The sequence below is a fragment of the Lysinibacillus parviboronicapiens genome, from assembly GCF_003049575.1.
Classification (GTDB): domain Bacteria; phylum Bacillota; class Bacilli; order Bacillales_A; family Planococcaceae; genus Lysinibacillus; species Lysinibacillus parviboronicapiens.
On sequence record NZ_PYWI01000010.1, the window covers coordinates 124,490 to 144,170 of the forward strand.

Below are 19,681 nucleotides of genomic sequence, written 5' to 3' on the forward strand. Positions count from 1 at the left end.
CACTCAAAAAAGCAACGGATATATTATTTATAAGACATTAGTCGGGCGCTATATCCATCGATTAAACCATAGCCTGGTGCGAAAAATTCAACCGAGGATATTTCCACAACATTATTAAACGTACCTGCTGGTGTTATTGTGAATGTGTAATGAATGGCACGAACAAATTCCTCTTCTTTCATTCCATGCCTCATTATAGTCACTTTCGAGCCTTCTGTAACTGGCTTTTCAAATATATATTTGGTACCATCCATTTCATAATTAAAGGTTTGTTCTGTTTCATGATAGTCAATGATTCGATTTTCTTTCTGCGCTTCAAAGCGATTATTGGTCATTTTCTTATAAACCGTATTCCCATACACTAACTGCTGAAGTGTATCGTTTGGCAAGAAAGACGTTGTAATAATCGGTGATTTGTTCGGTCTGATGGTAGCTAGAGCTTTTTTCGGTACGTGATATGTTTCCCCACCTATCTCAATCCAAGCTGTGGCATTTTTTTCTGTCAATAACGACACTTCATCAAAACGCTTTAGCTCTTTTTGCTCTCTGTTACCTTCACCAATAACCCCATATCGAATATATCGTTTCCCTTGAGTTTGCACAGGTTGGAGCAATGCTACAGGAATATATGTAAAAATAAAGTCTTCCCCCCATGTTCCAAGCACTTGCACTCTAAGATATCCATTTATTTCAAGTCCTAACGATTGAAAGACAGTTCCTTTTGAATACTTCCCCCCTGCGCTTCCTCCAGCTATTGGACCTCTTAAATGCTGTACATCAGCTGTTAGCTTATAGAGTCCCTCATCTCTTTTGGCTGTTTCGGCAATGCGAATATCTGTGGCATCAAGATAGCTCTTTTCTGTAAGCCCATCAGTTCGAAGATATTCGTAGTATAAATTTTCACCAATAGAAAGATTATACCTAGGGCCTCTATATTCAGAACCATCGAAATAATGTGTTCCATAGATATAGTCATTGTCTTGACGACTGATGTTAATATAGCCGGGATTATCGTAAAAAGAAGCGCGGATATTCAAAGGTACTTTCTTAAAAACAACTAAATCCGTTGCTTGTACACGATAACCCGAGCTCATCCAATAAAATGTTTTATTTTTATACTTTTCGATATTATAAACTCTGAAATAGTTGTTGCGCTTGACTGTCATCGAGCTAAACGTACCGTTTGCATTCTTCTTGTACACTTTTACATCTTTTGTAAAGGTCATTTTCCCCGTTTGCCCCTTGACAATTTGTGCCCCGTCCCACTGTACTTCCGCTTTAGAGGATGATGGGTTTGTTAAAAAGGCGATAACTACGAGGAATGTGAAAAAATATTTCTTCATTTACTTCCCCCCACTTAGTTCTAAATTGAATTCCCATTTTTTATTATACTATACCCAGCCTGTTACTGATTAACTAATACCCTTTCTAAAGACAATCAAAAAAAGAGCGACTTATCCATATAGGCATAAGTCGCTCTGAGATTTTCACGTTCCCAAAAAATGAGGGGGGTTTTAGGAGCGTTTTCATGAACTAGCAAACTTCTGGAGAAAAGTAGCTAAAGTCCATCCTCTCTACACTCGTTTTGTAGAAGAGGAATAATCTTTATACGATAATGATAATCATTATCAATTAAAATGTCAACAACTATCTGAAAATTTTTTTAAGTATTTTCTCAAATGATTTACAATGCCTTTTTAAGCGTGCGTCGATACTGCCATTGCTTCACTTGAAAATATAAAAAACAACCGATACAAAAGCCTGCAATTGCCACTGCTGAAGCAATAGCGACCATTACTGTAAAAACATAGCCTACTATTTGTCAATGTAAAAGGAATGCTATAAATCCACCCGCTAAACAAGAGCTTGCAATACTCGAATTGAATTTTTGTTGCTGTGCATCCGCTGGAATATACGCAGATGGAGCCTTTTTCAAAAATAACTTTCCAAATCGAATAATTAGATTAAAATTGCATATTACTCAAAGTAAATTTGCTACCAAAGGAATCGCTAATATCCAAGCATGCCCTGTGGTCCAAGTCAGGATGACACTCAAAAGAATTGTCCACTGATTAAGTTGAACAAGCGGTCTTGGAATTGCATTTGGCTGTGACAATCTAAAACCCACCTTTCAGATATGTTTAATGCATTTTACTACACATCATACTATTTGTGAAGCAAAAATGAATAATTTATAATTAAGAAGAGAGAATCATCATTGACGTACCGATATTCATTGTATTCGGAGGTCAGTAAAGCTCTGAGCGCTACTACCAGAGGCCTTATAGTCCGGACGTCTCTTATAGAATAAAGTGAAAAAGAAAAGGTGATGACAATGCCAGCTTTAACGATGGATCAAGTTAGACAACTAAATTCCTACAGTATATATACAACAGAGCCTAAGCGCACATTATTTACATTGGCTGATATACATAAAGACTTTTACCACACTGATTTTTTAAACCTAATGATGGGCATTACAGATGCTGCAACCGAAACCGCAGCTATTTCCCACTTCTCTCGCCGTTACGGTATGTTTTTCGCCATGCAACTGTACATGCTTGCAGCGTATGACGAGGTTTGGGATGGTAAGCCAATCGAGATTCGTTTTGATGCAGCAAAAGAATTTAATAGTTTTACCGTCGCTACGTTTGTTAATCCAAACGATTGGCGTTATGTGAATGAGGATGAACGTCAGGCGGTCATTGAGAAGATTCTGTATGATGGGCATGTCATTGTACAACAGCTACGTAAAGTAACATCGATATCTCCGCTGACAATTTGGGAGAATTTCTTCGGGTATTTGTTGTGGCATTATCATATGTTGTTGTCTAATCCAGGTCTCGCTGATCAAGCTATGGAGGATATTGAAATATTAGAGAATCCTAAAACATGGTCTCGCTTCTCCCAAAAATCATGGTGGGCTGAGTATACGGGCGGCCAAAGTCCAACTAACTTAGTAAATATACCTGTACGTAAATCCTGTTGCTTTTCTAAAGACATCCCTGGTTTAATGGCATGCGGTTTTTGTCCACTTAAAAAATGATAAAAAAACCTTACCCTCACATTAAAAGGAAATGAAAGTGCTAATAAAATAGCTAAATCTTTGGGGGCTGATAAAAAGGCAATTTTTAAATGGGTTAAGCAATATGAATACAATGGTGTTGGAGCTTTTATTCAGCCATATACAAATTACACACTAAAGTTTAAAATGGATGTACTAAATTTTATGATTGAAAATGGTACGTCCTTAATCGAAACGGCAGCGATTTTTAAGATACCTGCCCCTTCAACAATTAGTGCCTTCAATCAAAGAAAAAGGGGCGTCCATCCATGAAAAAAGAATTCAATAAACAATCGAAACAAGCACCAATTGAAGGTTCTACCGAAGCGCTTGAAGCACGTATTAAACAACTAGAAATGGAAAATGAGTATTTAAAAAAGTTGAATGCCTTAGTTCAAAACAAGGACAAAGCACAAGCAGTCTATGCGTTAAGGCATAAATATTCGGTGAAAGCACTTGTAAAACTCGCTGGCATTCCACGAAGTACGTACTATGATTTAGTACAACGTATGAATCGACCAGATCCAGATGCCGATTTAAAAGCAGAAATAAAGGCGATTTTTGAAGAACATGAAGGGCGTTATGGCTATCGTCGTATTCGTGACGAGCTAGCGAATCGTGGGCAAAAAGTAAATCATAAAAAAGTGCAACGAATCATGAAAGAACTGAGTTTAAAGTGTGTTGTACGTATGAAAAAATATAAATCTTAAAGGAAAAGTTGGCAAAATTGCGCCAAACATTTTAGACTGTCATTTTACGACTGAGGCACCTCATGAAAAATGGGTAACGGATCTCACAGAGTTTAAATTATTCGGAGAAAAGCTATATTTATCACCCGTATTAGATTTATTTAATGGAGAAATTATCACGTATACAATTGGCTCTAGACCAACCTATTCACTTGTTTCAGACATGTTGGACAAAGCGTTGGAACGTTTACCTGAGCACCACCAGCCACTTATGCATTCCAATCAAGGCTGGCACTATCAAATGAAGAAATATCGTCGCGTCTTAGAATCAAGAGGGATTGTTCAAAGTATGTCTTGTAAAGGAAACTGTTACGACAACGCTGTTATGGAAAATTTCTTTGGAATAATGAAATCTGAATTCCTTTACATGAAGGAATTTGAAAGTATCGAGCATTTTAAAATAGCATTAGAAAAATATATCAATTACTATAATACGAAACGGATTAAGGCAAAATTAAAAATGAGTCCGGTGCAATACCGAACTCATTTTACCCAAGCTGCCTGAAATAACCGTGTCTAACTTTTAGGGGTCACTTCAAAGGTAAGGTTTTTTGTTTATCTTAGCAACCAACATGAATAATGGCACTTAGACATTCAACAATTTACTACTCTGTGCCTGATGCTATTTTTCATAAACAACGAACCAATCATGTTGTTCTTCATATATCGATGTTCCTAAGTAGCCCTGCTTTAATAGAATTTGTTGTCCATTTGTATCCCCCATCGGCAGAGATTTTTTTTCACTAAAGATAGGTTGTTCGTGGTGTAAATCTTTATAAAAGATATAGCGTAATTTATCAACATACTTAATCTTTAAACCCTTTATTACTAGTCCTTGCGAAAATTTATCCTTTAAACTTGGTATATTATAAGGTTTGACTGTTGAACAAACGTAATCATAACTTGCTAAATCGATATGATTCATCACAACTTTTGCTAACTTTTTTTGTAAACCAAAGCCTTGATATTTCGGTGAGACATTCGATATTTCTTGATATAATACTCGATGAAATTGATCCTCGGCAATGCCACAATCATAACCTAAATGTTCTTCCTCAATAGGAGGATTTAATAACGCTCGGAAGGCAATTAATTCATTCTCCACATAAGCGCCCATCATCATGCCATTGCCGCTTAAAATATACTCAAATTCCTCAGTACTTAGTGGCTGCAATATACTTCGATCATGCAATGATTCATAAACCTCTTGTTGCAATTCTTCAATAACATGTAAATGCTTTCTTTGTAATTGTGTAACAAAAAACGGCGTATCCCCGAGCATTCCTTCATAAACCTTGTCCATTTCGCCGCCTCCTTAGGCTGTTACAACTGTTGAGAACGCACTTAATTCTTTAATAACTTCATCATCTACGTCTACACCTAATCCAGGCTTCTCTGTTAAACAAATGAATGGTACATCGTAATGTAGGTTCCCGATGTCCTTCGCGAATTTAAGAGGGCCAGTTAATTCAACACTTGTCATAATTTTTTTAGAAAATGCCACATGGAAACCTGCTGCTGAGCCGACAGATGACTCCACCATTGATCCTATTTGACATTCAATACCTGCCATTTCAGCCATTACTGCTAGTTTCATTGCAGGATAGATGCCACCACATTTCATTAACTTAATATTTACTTTATCTGCCGCACGCTTAGCAATAATTTCACGCATCTCGCGTACCCCTCGAAGGCCTTCATCAATCATTAAAGGGATATCTGATTTTGACTTTATTTCTACCATTCCATCTATGTCTTCACTGTCTACAGGTTGTTCTAACCAATCTAGATTTAAATCCTTCAAATCGCGTAAACCTTGCAGTGTTGTGGGAGCATTCCTCCATCCTTGGTTTACATCCACACGGATAGCAATGTCCTCACCTACACGTTTACGTACTTCCTTTATGCGAGCAACATCGCGTTTTACCTCAGTACCCACTTTCATTTTAAAAGACATATATCCCATTTCAACGCGTTTAGCTGCCTCATCAGCCATTTCTTTAGGTGTTCCAATACTTAATACATGCGTAATAGGGAATTTCTCATGATAGCGGCCACCTAAAAGTTGATAAACCGGCACTTGCAATGCTTTCCCAGTAATATCAAAGCAAGCAATATCAATAGCCGCTTTTGCTGCTGGCACACTTTTAATAATTTGGTCCATTTTATCGTGAATTTTTTCGATTGCCATTGGATTTTCCCCTATAATAGCAGGTACTAGTTGGTGCTTTAAGACTGCATAAGTGCTTTCCCAGGACTCACCTGTAACATGCTCATCAGGTACTGCTTCTCCATACCCTACGATGCCAGTATCAGTCGTCATTTTCAAAATGATTGAGGGCATTGTATCATATGTAGCATAACTAATGATGAATGGTTCGACTAATGGTAAATTAATGGCAAAAATTTCTACTTGTTGAATTTTCATTTTCTATCAAACTCCTGTATAATTTATAGTTGTCGTTAATACGTCGTTAATTACTTAAAAAATATAGAAAAGGAAAGATGCTCATGTCTACAAAAATAGCCGTACTATGCTCCGAGGCATTTAAAAAGCGTATACTTAGTATCGCACATAATATAGATGACATTCAATTAGAATTTTATCTATATAATCAACCTGCTGATGCCCCAACTTTGCTGAAGCAAATTAAACCATGTGATGCCCTTTTATTAGGAGGCACACTTCCCTATCTCCATGTTCAATCATTACTAAAAACATTACCAATTCCTTGGAATTATATGAAACAAGATGAAACAGCTATTTCTACAACATTATTATCACTTATAACCAATCATACCATCTCTTTAGACAGAGTCTCCATCGATGTTATGAATCCTATATTTGTAGATAACGTTCTCACTGATATAGAATATAGCGGACCAAAACCATATGTCTACCCTATCTCAATTGCAGAAGCACCCAATCTTATTTTGCAAAAACATATTAAATTATGGCAGGAAAAGAATATTGATTTCGTCATAACAAGTATTCATACTGTGTTTGATGAATTACAGGATCTGAATATTCCAGCAATGCGTATGTTGGATGCAACAAGCTCGATTATCCACTACTTAGAAGAAACAAAATCACAATCATTACTAACAAAGTCTGAATCTGTCAAAGCTGCAATTGGACTCCTTGAACTGAGTGACAATAACGAAGCCAATATCTACATTTTAAATCATATTACGGCCGCTACACATTCCACCTTTAAGCAAATTACGGCAAATTATTTCGAACTTTATACAACCGCCGGACATTTACAAAATGCTTTTGAAAAGGAGAATATGCATAAACTAATACAACAAGTAGAACACCCTTTTAAGCTCGCATTTGGCTATGGCCACTCTATTTTTGAAGCAGCTCAAAATGCAAAGTACGCATTAAAATTTGCCAAGCCTTTTGAAATTTATATACTAGATGAACATAAAAACTTATTAGGACCTTTTCCAAATACTGAAGCTAAAATATCCTTAAAAACAAATGATCCTTACATTTTACAATTGGCCAAGCAAACAAATTTAAGTCCGTTAAATATTTCTAAAATTATAAATTTCAGTCGAGAAAGACAATCTTCGCAGTTTACATCTCATAATCTTTCTGAATATCTACAAGTTTCTCGTCGAACAACAGAACGCATCATAAAAAAATTAGTTGATCAAGGCTATGCCAAAATAGTTGGGGAAGAGATGCCACACCAACAAGGTCGTCCTCGCACAATCTATGAACTGAATTTCGCAACCTATTAAAATTCAATTATCAGACAAGGGGCTGTATAACAAGCCCCTTTGTCTATTATCTTACTAGAATAACACTTTGAAATTTAGATTGAAAAGTTGTGCTCCCCTTCTAGGGCTAACTACAAACCTCACATATCATCACTTTTTCTGAAATCAATTTCCGAATTAATCTGCTACCACCATATTATTAATATCGTTATCTTGTGATTCTTTCTTGCGCTGCTTAGCTTCTTCTATTTCTTCTGGCGTCAACTTCACAATTTTAAAACCGAGATAACCATAAATAATCGAAATAATTGGAACAATGAAGTTAATGATAGCATATGGTGCGTATTCCATTGCTCCAACGCCTAATGTTGCAAGTATAAATACTCCACATGTATTCCACGGGAAGAATACAGATGTCAGCGTCCCGCCATCCTCCAATGCACGAGATAAATTTTTCGAATGCAAGCCGCGTTTTTCATAAACGTCAGCAAACATTCGTGAAGGCACAACGATAGAAATATATTGTTCAGAACAAGTTGCATTAGTCGTAATACATGCAGCAATCGTTGAAGCAATAAGGCTACCCGTAGATTTTGCAAATTTTATAACAACATCCATAAGCGCCTTCAACATGCCGGAATATTCTAACACTCCACCAAATGTCATGGCAACAATTGTCATTGAAACCGTATACATCATAGAATCTAAGCCGCCACGATTAAATAGCTCGTCCACCATTTCATTACCTGTGGATATGACAAATCCTTCTTGCAATGCATGGACAGCCATTGTCGGAGTTCCACCTTGTACGAAAATTTGTAGCAAGAATCCTGAGATTATTCCGATAACTAATGCTGGAATAGCGGGTACCTTTTTAGCAACCATAACAATTACACCAATAGGGACTAACAATAACCACGGTGAAATCACAAAACTTTTTTCCATCACGTCCAGTGTTGTCATTATTTTCTCAGAATTCATCGATATATCCGCAAAGCTTCGGCCCATAAAGCCGAAAGCGAGAAGTGCAATGATTAATGCTGGTATTGTTGTATAAAGCATATGTTTTATATGATCAAACAAGTCTGTATTAGTTAGACCTGCTGCTAGATTTGTTGTGTCAGATAATGGGGACATCTTATCACCAAAATATGAACCAGAAATAACCGCTCCTGCAATCATGGCTGCTGGGATTCCCATACTTAAACCGATACCCATACCAGCTACCCCAATAGTCGCCATTGTTGACCAAGAGCTACCAATTGCTAGCGAAACAATCGCACATAACAGCATTATCGTTACTAAGAACCATGCCGGAGAAATTAATTTCAAGCCATAAAAGATCATCGTGGCAACAACTCCGCCACCGATCCATGCCCCGATTGTCAAACCTACTAAAATGATGATGACAATTGCAGGCAATGCTAAACGAATCCCTTTATACATCATTTCCTCGATTTCTATCCACTTGAAACCATGTTTTTTGGCAATAATTGCTGCTACAGTTGTTCCCACAATTAGTGGTACATGTGGACTTTGCTCTAATACAACTACTGTTAGAAGCATTGTAAAAATCATTATAGCAAAAGTCAAAAGTGCCCATCCTGCACTAATATCCTTTTTCATCATCATCCCATCCCCTTTTTTTGCACCAATAACCAGTTTGGAAATTTAAAGACGCAAATATTTTTTTACGATTTTTAGCATAATATTCAAAAAATATAAAGTCAACGCAAAAAATTTATGCTTCTCTAGCAATTATGCCTGTTAAAGCGAAAAAAAACGTTTCCAAATAGCTTTTACAAGCAATTCAAAACGTCGTATATTTATGCATTCAGCCATTTTCTAACCAAGTTTTATTCGGGATGTTTTTCTAACACGCAAGCAAGCACTTTCGACGCATCAATTAATGCACTACGTTCGAACGTCATTTTAGGATGATGTAATCCTGGCGCTAAATTGGCACCTATACCAATCATTGTTGCTTTTAATTCAGGTTTTTTAACTGTATAGAAATGGAAATCGTCACTGCCAGGCGTTGTAATTTCTTCAGCTAGATAGCCTTCACCCAATGTTTCAATAATAGCATTTTTTGCCATTTGAGCAGCAATTGAAGAAACCTCTGCTCCAGGTGTAAAGTCAATCCATTTCCAGTCCATACCAATTTCATATTGCTGTTGTATCGATTTCAAACCAAACTCAATACGGTTACGCAGTAATTCCAGTTGATGATTTCGTTGAGCACGAATATCCATTGAAAAACTAGCACTTCCGGGAATGATATTTGTACTACCGCCATCCGCAACAATCTTCGTTAATTTTGCAGAGTGTGGCTCGAATGGTGATAAATGAATACTGTTTAACATTAGTTGGATAGCCATAATGACATCTATTGCATTTTTTCCTTGATGTGGTCTTGCACCGTGTGCATCAATACCACGGATTGTTCCATCTAAGAAATAAGCTGCCCCATGATGTATTGCAGGCGATACCTTCCCTAGCGGTAGCTCTTCTATAGGTCGTAAATGAACACCAAACAAATGTGACACACCATCAACTGCTCCACGCTCAAAGGCTGCGCAAGCACCATTTCCAACCTCTTCTGCTGGCTGGAAAATAAAGCGCACTCGATGCTTCAATGGGCGATCTTTCAGTAGTAATAAAGACCCTAGTACCATCGTAATATTAGCGTCATGACCACACGAATGATTAGCTTGCCATTTACCATCTACCTCTTGCCACAACGCATCAATATCTGCACGGACTGCTACAACTTCATCTCCTGTACCAATTTCAGCAATTAGCCCTGGCACATCACCTAGTAAACGATAAGTTACCTGTAATTCATCTAGTATAGACGCAATTTTTTTAGTTGTTTCAAACTCCTTCCAACTTACCTCTGGATTACTATGAAAATGTTCAAACCATTGATACATTGTGTCTTCTAGCATTGCTGCACTTGTCATAACTACACCTCTATATAGCTTTTTTCTTCACCATTATACATGATAGCTTTTCAGAAAAGTAAATACACTTTAAGTACCATATAAATTCAATAATTTACATATTCACAACACACTGCTCCACATGGCAGGTGGCCATCTTCGTAAAAATTTCACTCATGTTATGCTCTTATGTAGTATTATTGGTAAACAATGACTTTACACAATATGAAAGGCTGTGTTAAAAGTTTTCTTCACTTTTATCACAGCCCATATCTTTTATAAACTTGTAAAAAAACCTTCTGGGTATTCTTCATGATGGACTATTGTTAGTTGCTCCTCATTTTTTTCATCATTTATTTGAAAAACAGGCTCTTGATCCATTAGATATGTTTCAAATTTTGAGTTTAAAAATTTTATCATTTTTCCACCCCCCTCTTTATTAATTGAATTTTCTGATAAAATAATTATACAATAATTTTACAAAGAAAAGCAATGATTAATGCTTTATATGCATAATAAATATGAATTCAATCTCAATTTAAGATAAAAAGTAAAAACGTCTCAGATATACCTCTGAGACGCCTTATTTTTTCTTTTTTATGCCGTTACACTCTTTGAAGCTTCATCACCGTTTCCTCCGTATTTATGCTGTGTTAGATACTGGATAACTACCAATACAATAAAGATTGCTAATCCGGCCCAATCAGAGAATTTCTCTGGATAGATGAGTAATAAACCAGCAGCAATAGCAATAATACGTTCAATCCATAGCATTTTACGATACCAGAACCCTATTACCCCTGCCCCGATAGACACCATGCCCGTTACAGCCGTAAATACTACCCATAAAATTTGCGGAATCGTTGTATCAATCATCAGTAACGCAGGTGAGAACACAATCATATAAGGAATGATAAAAGCTGCAATGGCAAGCTTTGCAGAGTTAACACCCGTTTTAATCGGATCTCCACCAGAAATACCAGATGCAGCAAAGGCCGCAAGTGCTACAGGAGGCGTTATATCTGCGATAATACCAAAATAAAAGACAAAGAAATGTGCTGATAATAGGACAACAACTGGCACTAGTTCTTGTGGTGTATTCGGTGATAACAACGCCACAATTGCTGGAGCAGCTATTGTTGATGTAATAACATAATTTGCTGTCGTAGGTGCACCCATTCCAAGAATTAAGGAAGCAATCATCACGAATACAAGTGTTAAAATGATACTACCTCCAGCTAAAGCTACTAAGCTATTCGCTAAACTTAAACCTAGGCCTGTTTTGACAACTACACCTACGATAATACCCGCACAGGCTGTAGCAGCTACAACACCAAGTGCTGTACGTGCACCTTCAACTAATGCATCAATAATATCCTTAGGTTTTAAACGTGTATCTTTGTTAAACATCGCCACTCCAATTGAAATAAGAATACCGTATAGTGCCGCATGCATAACAGGCGTACCCGTTAACATTAAAATGATAATAGCAATAATCGGTAATAATAAGTAAATCTTCTTAAACACTTCTCTACGATTCGGCATTTGGTCGTCACGTAAACCTCGTAAGCCAACGCGTTTTGCCTCGAAGTGCGTCATAATCCAAATTCCTGTAAAATATAACAACGCTGGGATTGCTGCTGCTTTGGCAATATCCCAGTAAGTAATACCACGACCGATAAATTCTACCATTAAGAACGCTGCAGCCCCCATAATCGGCGGCATTAATTGACCACCTGTAGAAGCAGCTGCCTCAACAGCACCTGCAAACTCTTTTCGATAACCAAGCTTTTTCATCATCGGTATTGTATACGAACCTGATGTAACAACATTTGCCACAGAGCTTCCTGAAATCATTCCTTGAAGGGCACTTGAGAATACAGCAACTTTCGCCGGACCACCAATCAATTTCCCCGCAAATGCTACTGCTAAATCGTTGAAGTATTGCCCCACACCGGTTTTTACAAGAAAAGCCCCGAATAATAAGAACACAAAGATGAATGTCGCTGATACACTAATTGGTGTACCTAAAATCCCATCTGTCGTAAAGTACATAAGGTTGACAATACTTTCTATATCCTGTCCTCGATGTGCCATAAATGCCGGGAAGTACGGTCCAAAGTATGCATATATAAGGAAACATACTGCAATAATTGTGATTGGTAAACCTACTGCCCGTCTAGCCGCCTCAAGAACTAATACCACAGCAATTAGGCCGACAAAAAAGTCCAATTGCGTTATAGTACCGTTACGATTGACAAGCTCTGTATAATTCAGTGCCCAATAAGAGCCTACTACGACGGATAATAGTGCTAAAATATAATCAAACCATGCAATTTTATGCTTTGGCGCCTTCTTTCGAGCTGGAAATAACAAGAAAATCAGTGCTAAGCCAAAACCTAAGTGAACAGTACGCTGAATTGGTGCTGTATATTGACCAAATATGGCAGTGTACAATTGAAACAATGAAAATGCTAACAAACCATAGAAGATTACATACTTCATGATTCCTGATATTGTACGCACATTCGATTCAATATCATATTTTTCAAGAATTGCTTGTTGCTCTTCAACGGAAATTTGTTCAAATTCTTCTACTTTTACATCATTGTTGGGTTCTTGTTTTTTAGTCATTTCAACCTAACTCCTTTCCATTGGTCATAAAGAGATATGTGTTTCACTTCAAATAAATAGGATTTTCCTCTTTGTAAACCTTTTTTTAAATCATATTCATAATCCTTGTATGCCAATACTAGATCTAAATCTATATCGCCAATGTAAATAGTAAAGTTTTCAATTGTTTCATTATCAAATTGCAAATAATATTTACCGTCGCGTTGGGTTAACGTTTGATTTTCCTCTGCGTAGCCTGGCATACCTATCGCCAAATCCTCATACTCCATCCCAAGCATTTGTATACGATTTTTTTCGACACATTTGTAATACTCAAGCACATCAGATTTATGAATCGAATGTGTATATCTAATACGGAAAGTATCGTCCGTAACAACTGGTATGTAGTGTAATGTGGGAGATTCTACACGTGTTTCAGTGAATGCAAATACCTTTTGAAGAGGACAAAACATCATTACGATAACACCTACAGATAATAGCACTGTTACTATTAACATTTCCCTCTGTCGCATTACATCTGTTCCCCCACTTTATAAGCCATTCGTTATTCGTACGTTTAACACAAGAAAAGGGGCTCGAAGCTTTACGCAATCCGAGCCCCTTTGTATGTTTAAGAAGTATAAATCTTATCAATGTCTAGGTACCCCTTGCCCTGCTTACCTATAAAACTTATTGTGTAAGCAAGTGCAGATGTGCTTACCTATAGTAAATTATTCCTTCTCATCAAAGTACTTTTGAGCGCCAGGATGGATATCAATGCTGATACCATCTAAACCAGTTTCAGCTTTGATAAGACGACCTTTGTCATGAGAAATTTTATCAGTATTATCATAGATTGCTTTTGTCATCGCATATACAACATCTTCTGGAAGATCCTTTTTCACAGCTAGCATGGCAAGAACAGAAACAGTTTCAACAGCACTTCCGATACCATAGGTACCAGATGCTACAGTATCTTTTGCGTAGTATGGATATTTCGCAATTAACTCATCTGCTTTACCAGCATCTACACCAATAATATTTACTTTTGTTGTAGCATTTAACGCTTCAACAGCACCTGTTGGTGTACCAGCTGTAATGAAGGCCGCATCAATTTGACCTGATTGAAGACCATCTGTCGACTCCCCGAAATCTAAGTTTTGTGCTTTAATGTCATCCATAGTTAAACCATGGATTTCAAGTAGTTGTTCAGCGTTTGCATAAGTACCAGAACCTGGAGCACCTACAGAAACTTTCTTACCTTTTAAATCCGCGTACGTTTTAATACCTGATGCTTCAGTTGTTACTAATTGAACTGTTTCTGGGTAAAGTGCGCCTAGAGCAGCAATCGTATCAATTTTTTTACCATCGAACATTAACTTACCTTCAGTTGCATAATAAGCAATGTCTGTTTGTACAAATGCAATTTCACCTTTCCCCTCTTGTAAAGCCGTCATGTTAGCAGCAGACGCTTGGGAAACTTCAGCTGTCGTTTTAATGTCTGTTTCAGTTGTAATTAAATCGGCAAATGTACCACCAAGTGCATAATACGTACCTTGTGTACCACCTGTTAATAAACTTAAAAATTTAATATCAGATTTTGGTTTGTCAGTTGTAGCTGAATCACCATTTGAATCTTCTTTTTCTGTATCGTTCGAATTGGTACCACTATCAGATCCACATGCAGCTAAAATTAATAGCGCTAATGCACTTAATAGCATTAATAATCTAAATTGCTTGTTCTTCATTCCAAAACTTCCCCCTATAAAATAAATTTAGTAATATATTTAAAATTATCAAATTTGGTATAATATTGTCAATCTATTTATAGTAAATTCAGTCTTTTATAATTATACCTACCCATAAAATTCTATTTTATAACATCTTTTATGGAATTCTATTTAACCCTTTATTTATCTGTAATAATCAAATAATTTCTACAAACAAGTTTGACGTTAAATTTCGATAATGTATATTAAATGCATAAACAACTCCCAGTTTTTGTTTTTAATTCAAGCTATTTCAAAATAAAAACAGCTATATCTAAAAGGAATACAACCCTTTTTGATACAGCTGTTTTTTATTATTGAATTACACCGCAAGCAATTCTTGCCCCAGAATTGCCAGAAGGATCTGTTTTATAGTCGTCGGCTGTTTCATGAATGACAAGTGCACTGCCATCTTCATCAAATAATGAATTTTCCATATTTTTCCGCAAAGTGATACCTTCCGCTAAAAATGTTAAATCCACAACGCCATCTTCCCCGATTTCTAGGTTTGGTAAGTCTCCTAAATGATAACCCTTCGGATTCAATTTGCCATGCTCTTTTTTAGTTGGGTTAAAATGCCCCCCCGCAGATTCAAACGTCGGTGCTTCACACTTTCCTACAGTATGAATATGAATACCTTTCGTTCCTGAAGGTAATCCCGTTAAAGCTAACGTCATCATGACACCATTATCCTCTTCTTGAAAATATGCATTTCCATAACTTTCATTTTTCGAACCAATAACCTTTGCGGTTGCCGTTAATGATGAGTTTGGATTGGAATTGGATTCTGAGTCGGCATTTACCGTTACTTGTTTCTCGTTCTTATCAAAAAAATTACAGCCACCGACAAATACTGTTAACGACATGATTAATATAGTTATTTTTTTCATAAAAATACCTCCCTTTAATTCTGATGTTACCCATCTCAACACATACTTATGCAATTTAGATACGGATTTCGAGACTCAAGCAACATCGATTTTTCCTTTTTCTCAAAGAAAAGAGGTATCCCAAGTTTTTGAGATACCTCTTTTACCAAACACTAATTTAAAATTTTTACAGTAACTGTTCGGACACCCCAATTTCGAGCTTGTCCATCCGATGGAATGAAGACATCAATTTTATTACCTTTAATCGCCCCACCAGTATCAGCCGCGATCGCTTCTCCATATCCTTCAACCCAAACCTTTGTGCCAAGAGGAATAACACGTGGATCAACAGCGATTACTTTTAGTCCGGGGTTTGATCGTATGTCTGTCCCGTTTGCTGTGATGCCCGAGCATCCTTCGCAATAAGCTGTATAGGCGGTCGCACGCATTGTATATGTTTTCCCTGAAGCATTCGCTGGTGCGCTCGTTGATTTAGTGGTTGCAGCAGCAGTTGCAGCAGGTTTCTTGTAGGTGCTCACTGCGGTTTTTGGCTTTGCCGCTGATGCTTTAATGGCTAATAATTCACCCACGTAAATCAAATCTGATGAGAGATTATTCCATTGTTTTAATTCGGCCACTGTTACATCATAGGTACTTGCCAGTTTAAACAATGTATCGCCGGCTTTAATCAGATGGTTATCTTTTGTTGAGTCTTCTTTCTTGGCTTTCTCGATATTCAAGTCCTGATCCGGATAAATCCATATCGAATCAATTTCGTTTAATTTTTGCAACTCAGCTACGCTTAAATTATATTCCCGCGAGATTCCCCACAATGTGTCGCCCATCTTAACACTATATACTCCCTCAGCAGAAGAGGAACTTGCAAACATACTCACGCCAAGTGTCAAGGCTACAGCAAAAGCTATTGCTTGTTTTTTCATATTAAGTAATACCTCCATTTTTTTATTTCCTGCAATCTCCTACTAGCACATTAGCATTAGGCTCATATATGCAAGCAAGCATTCCGATTACAACTAAACAACACAGGACAATGGACCTGATATTACAAATTATTACTAAAAAAACGGAAAAATATACAATATCAATCATATATTTAGCAATTCAAACAATTTTATGGAAATAAATCTTGCGAAGCTACCCATTATTATCAGGATGTAAAAGTTGGAAACTCGTAGTTTTTAACCGATAATAGGGATAAGGAGGAATGTGGAATGAATATTGCCGCTATGATGAGCAACAGTTAATGGAACTACAAATAACCTTATAAATGAGTGGACTGTAAAATGCACTTAACTTAAATTCGGCAGTTGCAGTTAATGAATAAAAGATATGCCTCAACCATAAGTTACTACACATCCTTATAAAGGAGCAGTTATGGATGTTTCTATTTAAAAACTAGGTTGTTATTACTATGAATACAGCCTTTTACAATAAGTAATGCTATTCGTTTCATTAGCACATTAGTGAAAGAGGAATTGGTAATAATATGTATTTCATTTGAAAGTTGGTGCCCGTCTGTGATTAGAGTAATAATAATGGACGATGAGCCATTAGCTCTTATTAACATGGAAAAAAAGTTACAAGAATTTGATACGATTGAAATCGTTAAATCCTTTTCAACCTTAAACGATTTGCTTACCGAGGGACCAACTTTGAATATTCAAGTAGCATTTTTAGATGTTGAAATGCCTGGTATGAACGGCTTAGAAATAGCCCAATTATTAAAACAATGGCATAACAATATTTATATCGTTTTTGTTACAGCGTACCGAGATTACGCTGTTCAAGCATTTGAAATTCAATCCCTCGACTATTTATTAAAGCCCATTTCCAAATCTAGATTAGAGACAACAATAAATAGAATTCAAGAACTCTTCCAGTACGAAAAAAAATTGCCTCCATTACAGCACATTGAACCATCACTCAAAATACAATGCTTTGGAGGGTTTAATGTCTCCTTTAATGATAAAATTGTTCATTGGCGAACTGTGAAAACTAAGGAGCTGTTTGCCTTTTTGTTTTCTCATCTTAATAGCCATATTCCTCGAGATACCATTATCGATGCACTATGGGCAGAGACAGAATATAAAAAGGCTAGAGTACAATTGCATACTACCATTTCCTATTTACGGACAACACTGTCTACTTTAGGTTATGTAAATGTGCTACATTATGCAAATGGGTGCTATACATTGCAGTTAGAGGAATTTCAGTGCGATGTTCTCGACTTAGAGCAATTATTAAAACAAAAAGAGGAAACTGAGGAGCTAGATATAGAAAAAGCGGAGACGTTTATTGATAATCATCAAGGTGATTATATGGCAACATTAGATTATCCATGGATAAATAGTAAAGCAAATTTCTTTAACAACCAGTTTACAATCTTACTAAATTTTTTAGTAGAACATTATACCGCTACACATGCTTTTAAAAAGCGCGAACTTACCTTACTGTTATCTTTAGACTATAGTCCTTATTCAGATAAAATCATTCAACAGCTTATCCAACACTATGTAGAGGTAGATAATCGCGCAAATGCAATAACAATATACAATACTTTTAGAAACAACTTGTTAACAGAACTCGGCATTCTCCCTAACCTAGATACCATTGAACTATTTAATACTATTTCGAAAAATAAATAACAAGAAGTAGCTGTCTTTTAAATGGTGTTATCCATAGACAGCTACTGCTAAAGTTGTCTTCTTGCAATTGTCGCACCTGAAAATTCCTCAACCACACAAATACAATTCCGGCCAGATTTTTTAGCCTCATATAAAGCCTGATCAGCTATAGCAATCAACTGCTTAGGGGTTTTTATGGCAGTTGAAAATGCAGTAATTCCCGCTGACAAGGTAACTGGATGCCCAAAAAGATTCTCTGCCAAAGCTTGTTTAACACGTAAATTCTCTGCTACCTCCACCGCTTCCTCTATCGTAGTAGATGGTAAAATAATCATAAACTCTTCTCCACCATAGCGAAAACAAACTCCATGTTGATTGACGCTCTCTTGCATGATCTTTGCAAAAGCTTTTAATACTTCATCACCCGCTGTATGACCATATGTATCGTTTACATTTTTAAAATTATCTAAATCTATCAGAACAATCGCATGCGGTACTTTATTTGTAAATAATTCATTTAACACTTGATCCATACTCCTGCGATTTGGAATACCTGTTAATGAATCTAGCCTTAATTGCTTAGTTAAATCAGCTATCCTATTTCTCGACTCTGTTAACGTATTCAATACTGCATTTTTCAAGTGATACGCTTCCAAATACCAGCCATCAATTTCCTCTAAATTTTGTATTTTCCCCCCTCCCTCTATACCCGTTGCAAGACCTTTTAGAGGTCGAATAATTTTTACAGCGATCCATAATGTTAATACAAACGACACTAATAAAGCTAGCGCTAAAGGAAATATTATTTTTTTAAAAAGGGCATTAAATGGCACGGTATTTTCTTCGAGAAAACGGTTAGCCGCTTGCTCAAATGCCGCATGTGATGCTATACCATTATCGGAATCTTGCATTTCCAGTTGCCCATAATCATTGGTTATATTGGAAATTTCCTTTCTATACACCTCTTTCAAATCACGTTTATTTTCTATAAGTATTTCGTTAAAACTTTGATAGCTGCCCCAAATACTTATAGTAGATGTAGCGAGTATGCTAACCATCACAATACTAACGATTAAAAAAGATAATTTGAATTTGAATTTACACACAATAGATCTATTCTCCCATTGAGACGATTTTTTTGCGAAACCCTTTATACTTGTTTCAACTCATATATAATTTTATATATACAATACAACATCATACGCTATAGCTCTTAAAAAAAACTTAACAAGTGATAGAATTACCTCTTTTCAATAAAGTATAACTAGATCGAAAAGAACTACAGACTCACAGTA

General features: G+C 36.5%; 17 protein-coding genes and 1 pseudogene. 4 read left to right on the forward strand and 14 right to left on the reverse strand.

The window, feature by feature from the left end; translation table 11 throughout:
* Nucleotides 1-23 precede the first annotated feature (23 nt).
* The 3 genes from C9J35_RS10845 to C9J35_RS25060 form a co-directional block, all read right to left on the reverse strand.
* Nucleotides 24-1,343, reverse strand: coding sequence for a hypothetical protein (locus tag C9J35_RS10845; protein ID WP_107924517.1), 1,320 nt, complete (start codon nt 1,341-1,343; stop codon nt 24-26).
* 341 nt (nt 1,344-1,684) lie between these two features.
* Nucleotides 1,685-1,819: a DUF4395 family protein gene (locus C9J35_RS25055; RefSeq protein WP_438941207.1), complete on the reverse strand. Its 135-nt coding sequence runs from the start codon at nt 1,817-1,819 to the stop codon at nt 1,685-1,687.
* Nucleotides 1,820-1,981: 162 nt separating this feature from the next.
* A complete protein-coding gene (locus tag C9J35_RS25060; RefSeq protein WP_438941206.1) occupies nt 1,982-2,116 on the reverse strand; it encodes a DUF4395 domain-containing protein in 135 nt (44 codons plus the stop codon).
* Between the two features lie 219 nt (nt 2,117-2,335).
* Here C9J35_RS25060 and C9J35_RS10855 point away from each other — a divergent pair, with 219 nt between their 5' ends.
* Nucleotides 2,336-3,046 (forward strand): Fe-S oxidoreductase, encoded by a 711-nt coding sequence (locus tag C9J35_RS10855; protein ID WP_107924518.1) that lies wholly within the window; start codon nt 2,336-2,338, stop codon nt 3,044-3,046.
* A gap of 21 nt (nt 3,047-3,067) precedes the next feature.
* Nucleotides 3,068-4,318: pseudogene (locus tag C9J35_RS10860) on the forward strand (IS3 family transposase); the annotation flags it as partial.
* 117 nt (nt 4,319-4,435) lie between these two features.
* On the opposite strand, the gene C9J35_RS10865 reads toward C9J35_RS10860, so the two are convergent.
* Nucleotides 4,436-5,116 carry an N-acetyltransferase gene (locus C9J35_RS10865; protein WP_107924519.1) on the reverse strand — a complete coding sequence of 227 codons (681 nt, stop codon included), beginning with the start codon at nt 5,114-5,116 and terminating at the stop codon, nt 4,436-4,438.
* A 12-nt stretch (nt 5,117-5,128) separates the two neighbouring features.
* The gene (locus C9J35_RS10870; protein ID WP_107924520.1) at nt 5,129-6,241 is read right to left on the reverse strand and encodes a mandelate racemase/muconate lactonizing enzyme family protein; all 1,113 of its coding nucleotides are present in this window, start codon (nt 6,239-6,241) and stop codon (nt 5,129-5,131) included.
* Nucleotides 6,242-6,324: 83 nt separating this feature from the next.
* On the opposite strand from C9J35_RS10870, the gene C9J35_RS10875 reads away from it, so the two are divergent.
* A complete protein-coding gene (locus C9J35_RS10875) occupies nt 6,325-7,566 on the forward strand; it encodes a hypothetical protein (protein WP_107924521.1) in 1,242 nt (413 codons plus the stop codon).
* Nucleotides 7,567-7,722: 156 nt separating this feature from the next.
* Here the strand turns inward: C9J35_RS10875 and nhaC are convergent, their stop codons facing one another.
* The 8 genes from nhaC to C9J35_RS10910 all read right to left on the reverse strand — a co-directional run bounded on the left by nhaC (nt 7,723) and on the right by C9J35_RS10910 (nt 16,682).
* Complete coding sequence (nhaC, locus tag C9J35_RS10880; protein WP_107924542.1) at nt 7,723-9,171, reverse strand: Na+/H+ antiporter NhaC; 1,449 nt, start codon at nt 9,169-9,171, stop codon at nt 7,723-7,725.
* Between the two features lie 230 nt (nt 9,172-9,401).
* Nucleotides 9,402-10,511, reverse strand: coding sequence for an amidohydrolase (locus tag C9J35_RS10885; protein WP_107924522.1), 1,110 nt, complete (start codon nt 10,509-10,511; stop codon nt 9,402-9,404).
* 255 nt (nt 10,512-10,766) lie between these two features.
* Nucleotides 10,767-10,910, reverse strand: coding sequence for a hypothetical protein (locus tag C9J35_RS23590; RefSeq protein WP_167395952.1), 144 nt, complete (start codon nt 10,908-10,910; stop codon nt 10,767-10,769).
* Between the two features lie 177 nt (nt 10,911-11,087).
* Nucleotides 11,088-13,124 (reverse strand): TRAP transporter permease, encoded by a 2,037-nt coding sequence (locus tag C9J35_RS10890; RefSeq protein ID WP_107924523.1) that lies wholly within the window; start codon nt 13,122-13,124, stop codon nt 11,088-11,090.
* Complete coding sequence (locus tag C9J35_RS10895; protein ID WP_107924524.1) at nt 13,121-13,636, reverse strand: DUF1850 domain-containing protein; 516 nt, start codon at nt 13,634-13,636, stop codon at nt 13,121-13,123. Before C9J35_RS10895 ends, C9J35_RS10890 begins: the two co-directional genes overlap by 4 nt.
* Before the next feature lie 198 nt (nt 13,637-13,834).
* On the reverse strand, nt 13,835-14,851 hold the full coding sequence (locus tag C9J35_RS10900; RefSeq protein WP_107924525.1) for a TAXI family TRAP transporter solute-binding subunit: 1,017 nt from the start codon (nt 14,849-14,851) through the stop codon (nt 13,835-13,837).
* A gap of 335 nt (nt 14,852-15,186) precedes the next feature.
* Nucleotides 15,187-15,762, reverse strand: coding sequence for a superoxide dismutase family protein (locus C9J35_RS10905; RefSeq protein ID WP_107924526.1), 576 nt, complete (start codon nt 15,760-15,762; stop codon nt 15,187-15,189).
* A 152-nt stretch (nt 15,763-15,914) separates the two neighbouring features.
* Nucleotides 15,915-16,682: a LysM peptidoglycan-binding and 3D domain-containing protein gene (locus C9J35_RS10910; RefSeq protein ID WP_054768607.1), complete on the reverse strand. Its 768-nt coding sequence runs from the start codon at nt 16,680-16,682 to the stop codon at nt 15,915-15,917.
* 615 nt (nt 16,683-17,297) lie between these two features.
* Between C9J35_RS10910 and C9J35_RS10915 the strand changes: the two genes are divergently transcribed.
* On the forward strand, nt 17,298-18,407 hold the full coding sequence (locus tag C9J35_RS10915; protein ID WP_235616275.1) for a response regulator: 1,110 nt from the start codon (nt 17,298-17,300) through the stop codon (nt 18,405-18,407).
* A gap of 47 nt (nt 18,408-18,454) precedes the next feature.
* On the opposite strand, the gene C9J35_RS10920 is transcribed toward C9J35_RS10915, so the two are convergent.
* Entirely contained in the window at nt 18,455-19,492 is a 1,038-nt protein-coding gene (locus tag C9J35_RS10920; RefSeq protein WP_107924528.1) for a GGDEF domain-containing protein, read from the reverse strand.
* Between the last annotated feature and the right edge of the window lie 189 nt (nt 19,493-19,681).

What these genes read in the sequence shown, in the direction of transcription:
- C9J35_RS10845 (WP_107924517.1), bottom strand. Translation starts at nt 1,343, where the DNA reads ATGAAGAAATATTTTTTCACATTCCTCGTAGTTATCGCCTTTTTAACA.
- C9J35_RS10855 (WP_107924518.1), top strand. Translation starts at nt 2,336, where the DNA reads ATGCCAGCTTTAACGATGGATCAAGTTAGACAACTAAATTCCTACAGT.
- C9J35_RS10865 (WP_107924519.1), bottom strand. Translation starts at nt 5,116, where the DNA reads ATGGACAAGGTTTATGAAGGAATGCTCGGGGATACGCCGTTTTTTGTT.
- C9J35_RS10870 (WP_107924520.1), bottom strand. Translation starts at nt 6,241, where the DNA reads ATGAAAATTCAACAAGTAGAAATTTTTGCCATTAATTTACCATTAGTC.
- C9J35_RS10875 (WP_107924521.1), top strand. Translation starts at nt 6,325, where the DNA reads ATGTCTACAAAAATAGCCGTACTATGCTCCGAGGCATTTAAAAAGCGT.
- nhaC (WP_107924542.1), bottom strand. Translation starts at nt 9,171, where the DNA reads ATGAAAAAGGATATTAGTGCAGGATGGGCACTTTTGACTTTTGCTATA.
- C9J35_RS10885 (WP_107924522.1), bottom strand. Translation starts at nt 10,511, where the DNA reads ATGACAAGTGCAGCAATGCTAGAAGACACAATGTATCAATGGTTTGAA.
- C9J35_RS23590 (WP_167395952.1), bottom strand. Translation starts at nt 10,910, where the DNA reads ATGATAAAATTTTTAAACTCAAAATTTGAAACATATCTAATGGATCAA.
- C9J35_RS10890 (WP_107924523.1), bottom strand. Translation starts at nt 13,124, where the DNA reads ATGACTAAAAAACAAGAACCCAACAATGATGTAAAAGTAGAAGAATTT.
- C9J35_RS10895 (WP_107924524.1), bottom strand. Translation starts at nt 13,636, where the DNA reads ATGCGACAGAGGGAAATGTTAATAGTAACAGTGCTATTATCTGTAGGT.
- C9J35_RS10900 (WP_107924525.1), bottom strand. Translation starts at nt 14,851, where the DNA reads ATGAAGAACAAGCAATTTAGATTATTAATGCTATTAAGTGCATTAGCG.
- C9J35_RS10905 (WP_107924526.1), bottom strand. Translation starts at nt 15,762, where the DNA reads ATGAAAAAAATAACTATATTAATCATGTCGTTAACAGTATTTGTCGGT.
- C9J35_RS10910 (WP_054768607.1), bottom strand. Translation starts at nt 16,682, where the DNA reads ATGAAAAAACAAGCAATAGCTTTTGCTGTAGCCTTGACACTTGGCGTG.
- C9J35_RS10915 (WP_235616275.1), top strand. Translation starts at nt 17,298, where the DNA reads ATGGACGATGAGCCATTAGCTCTTATTAACATGGAAAAAAAGTTACAA.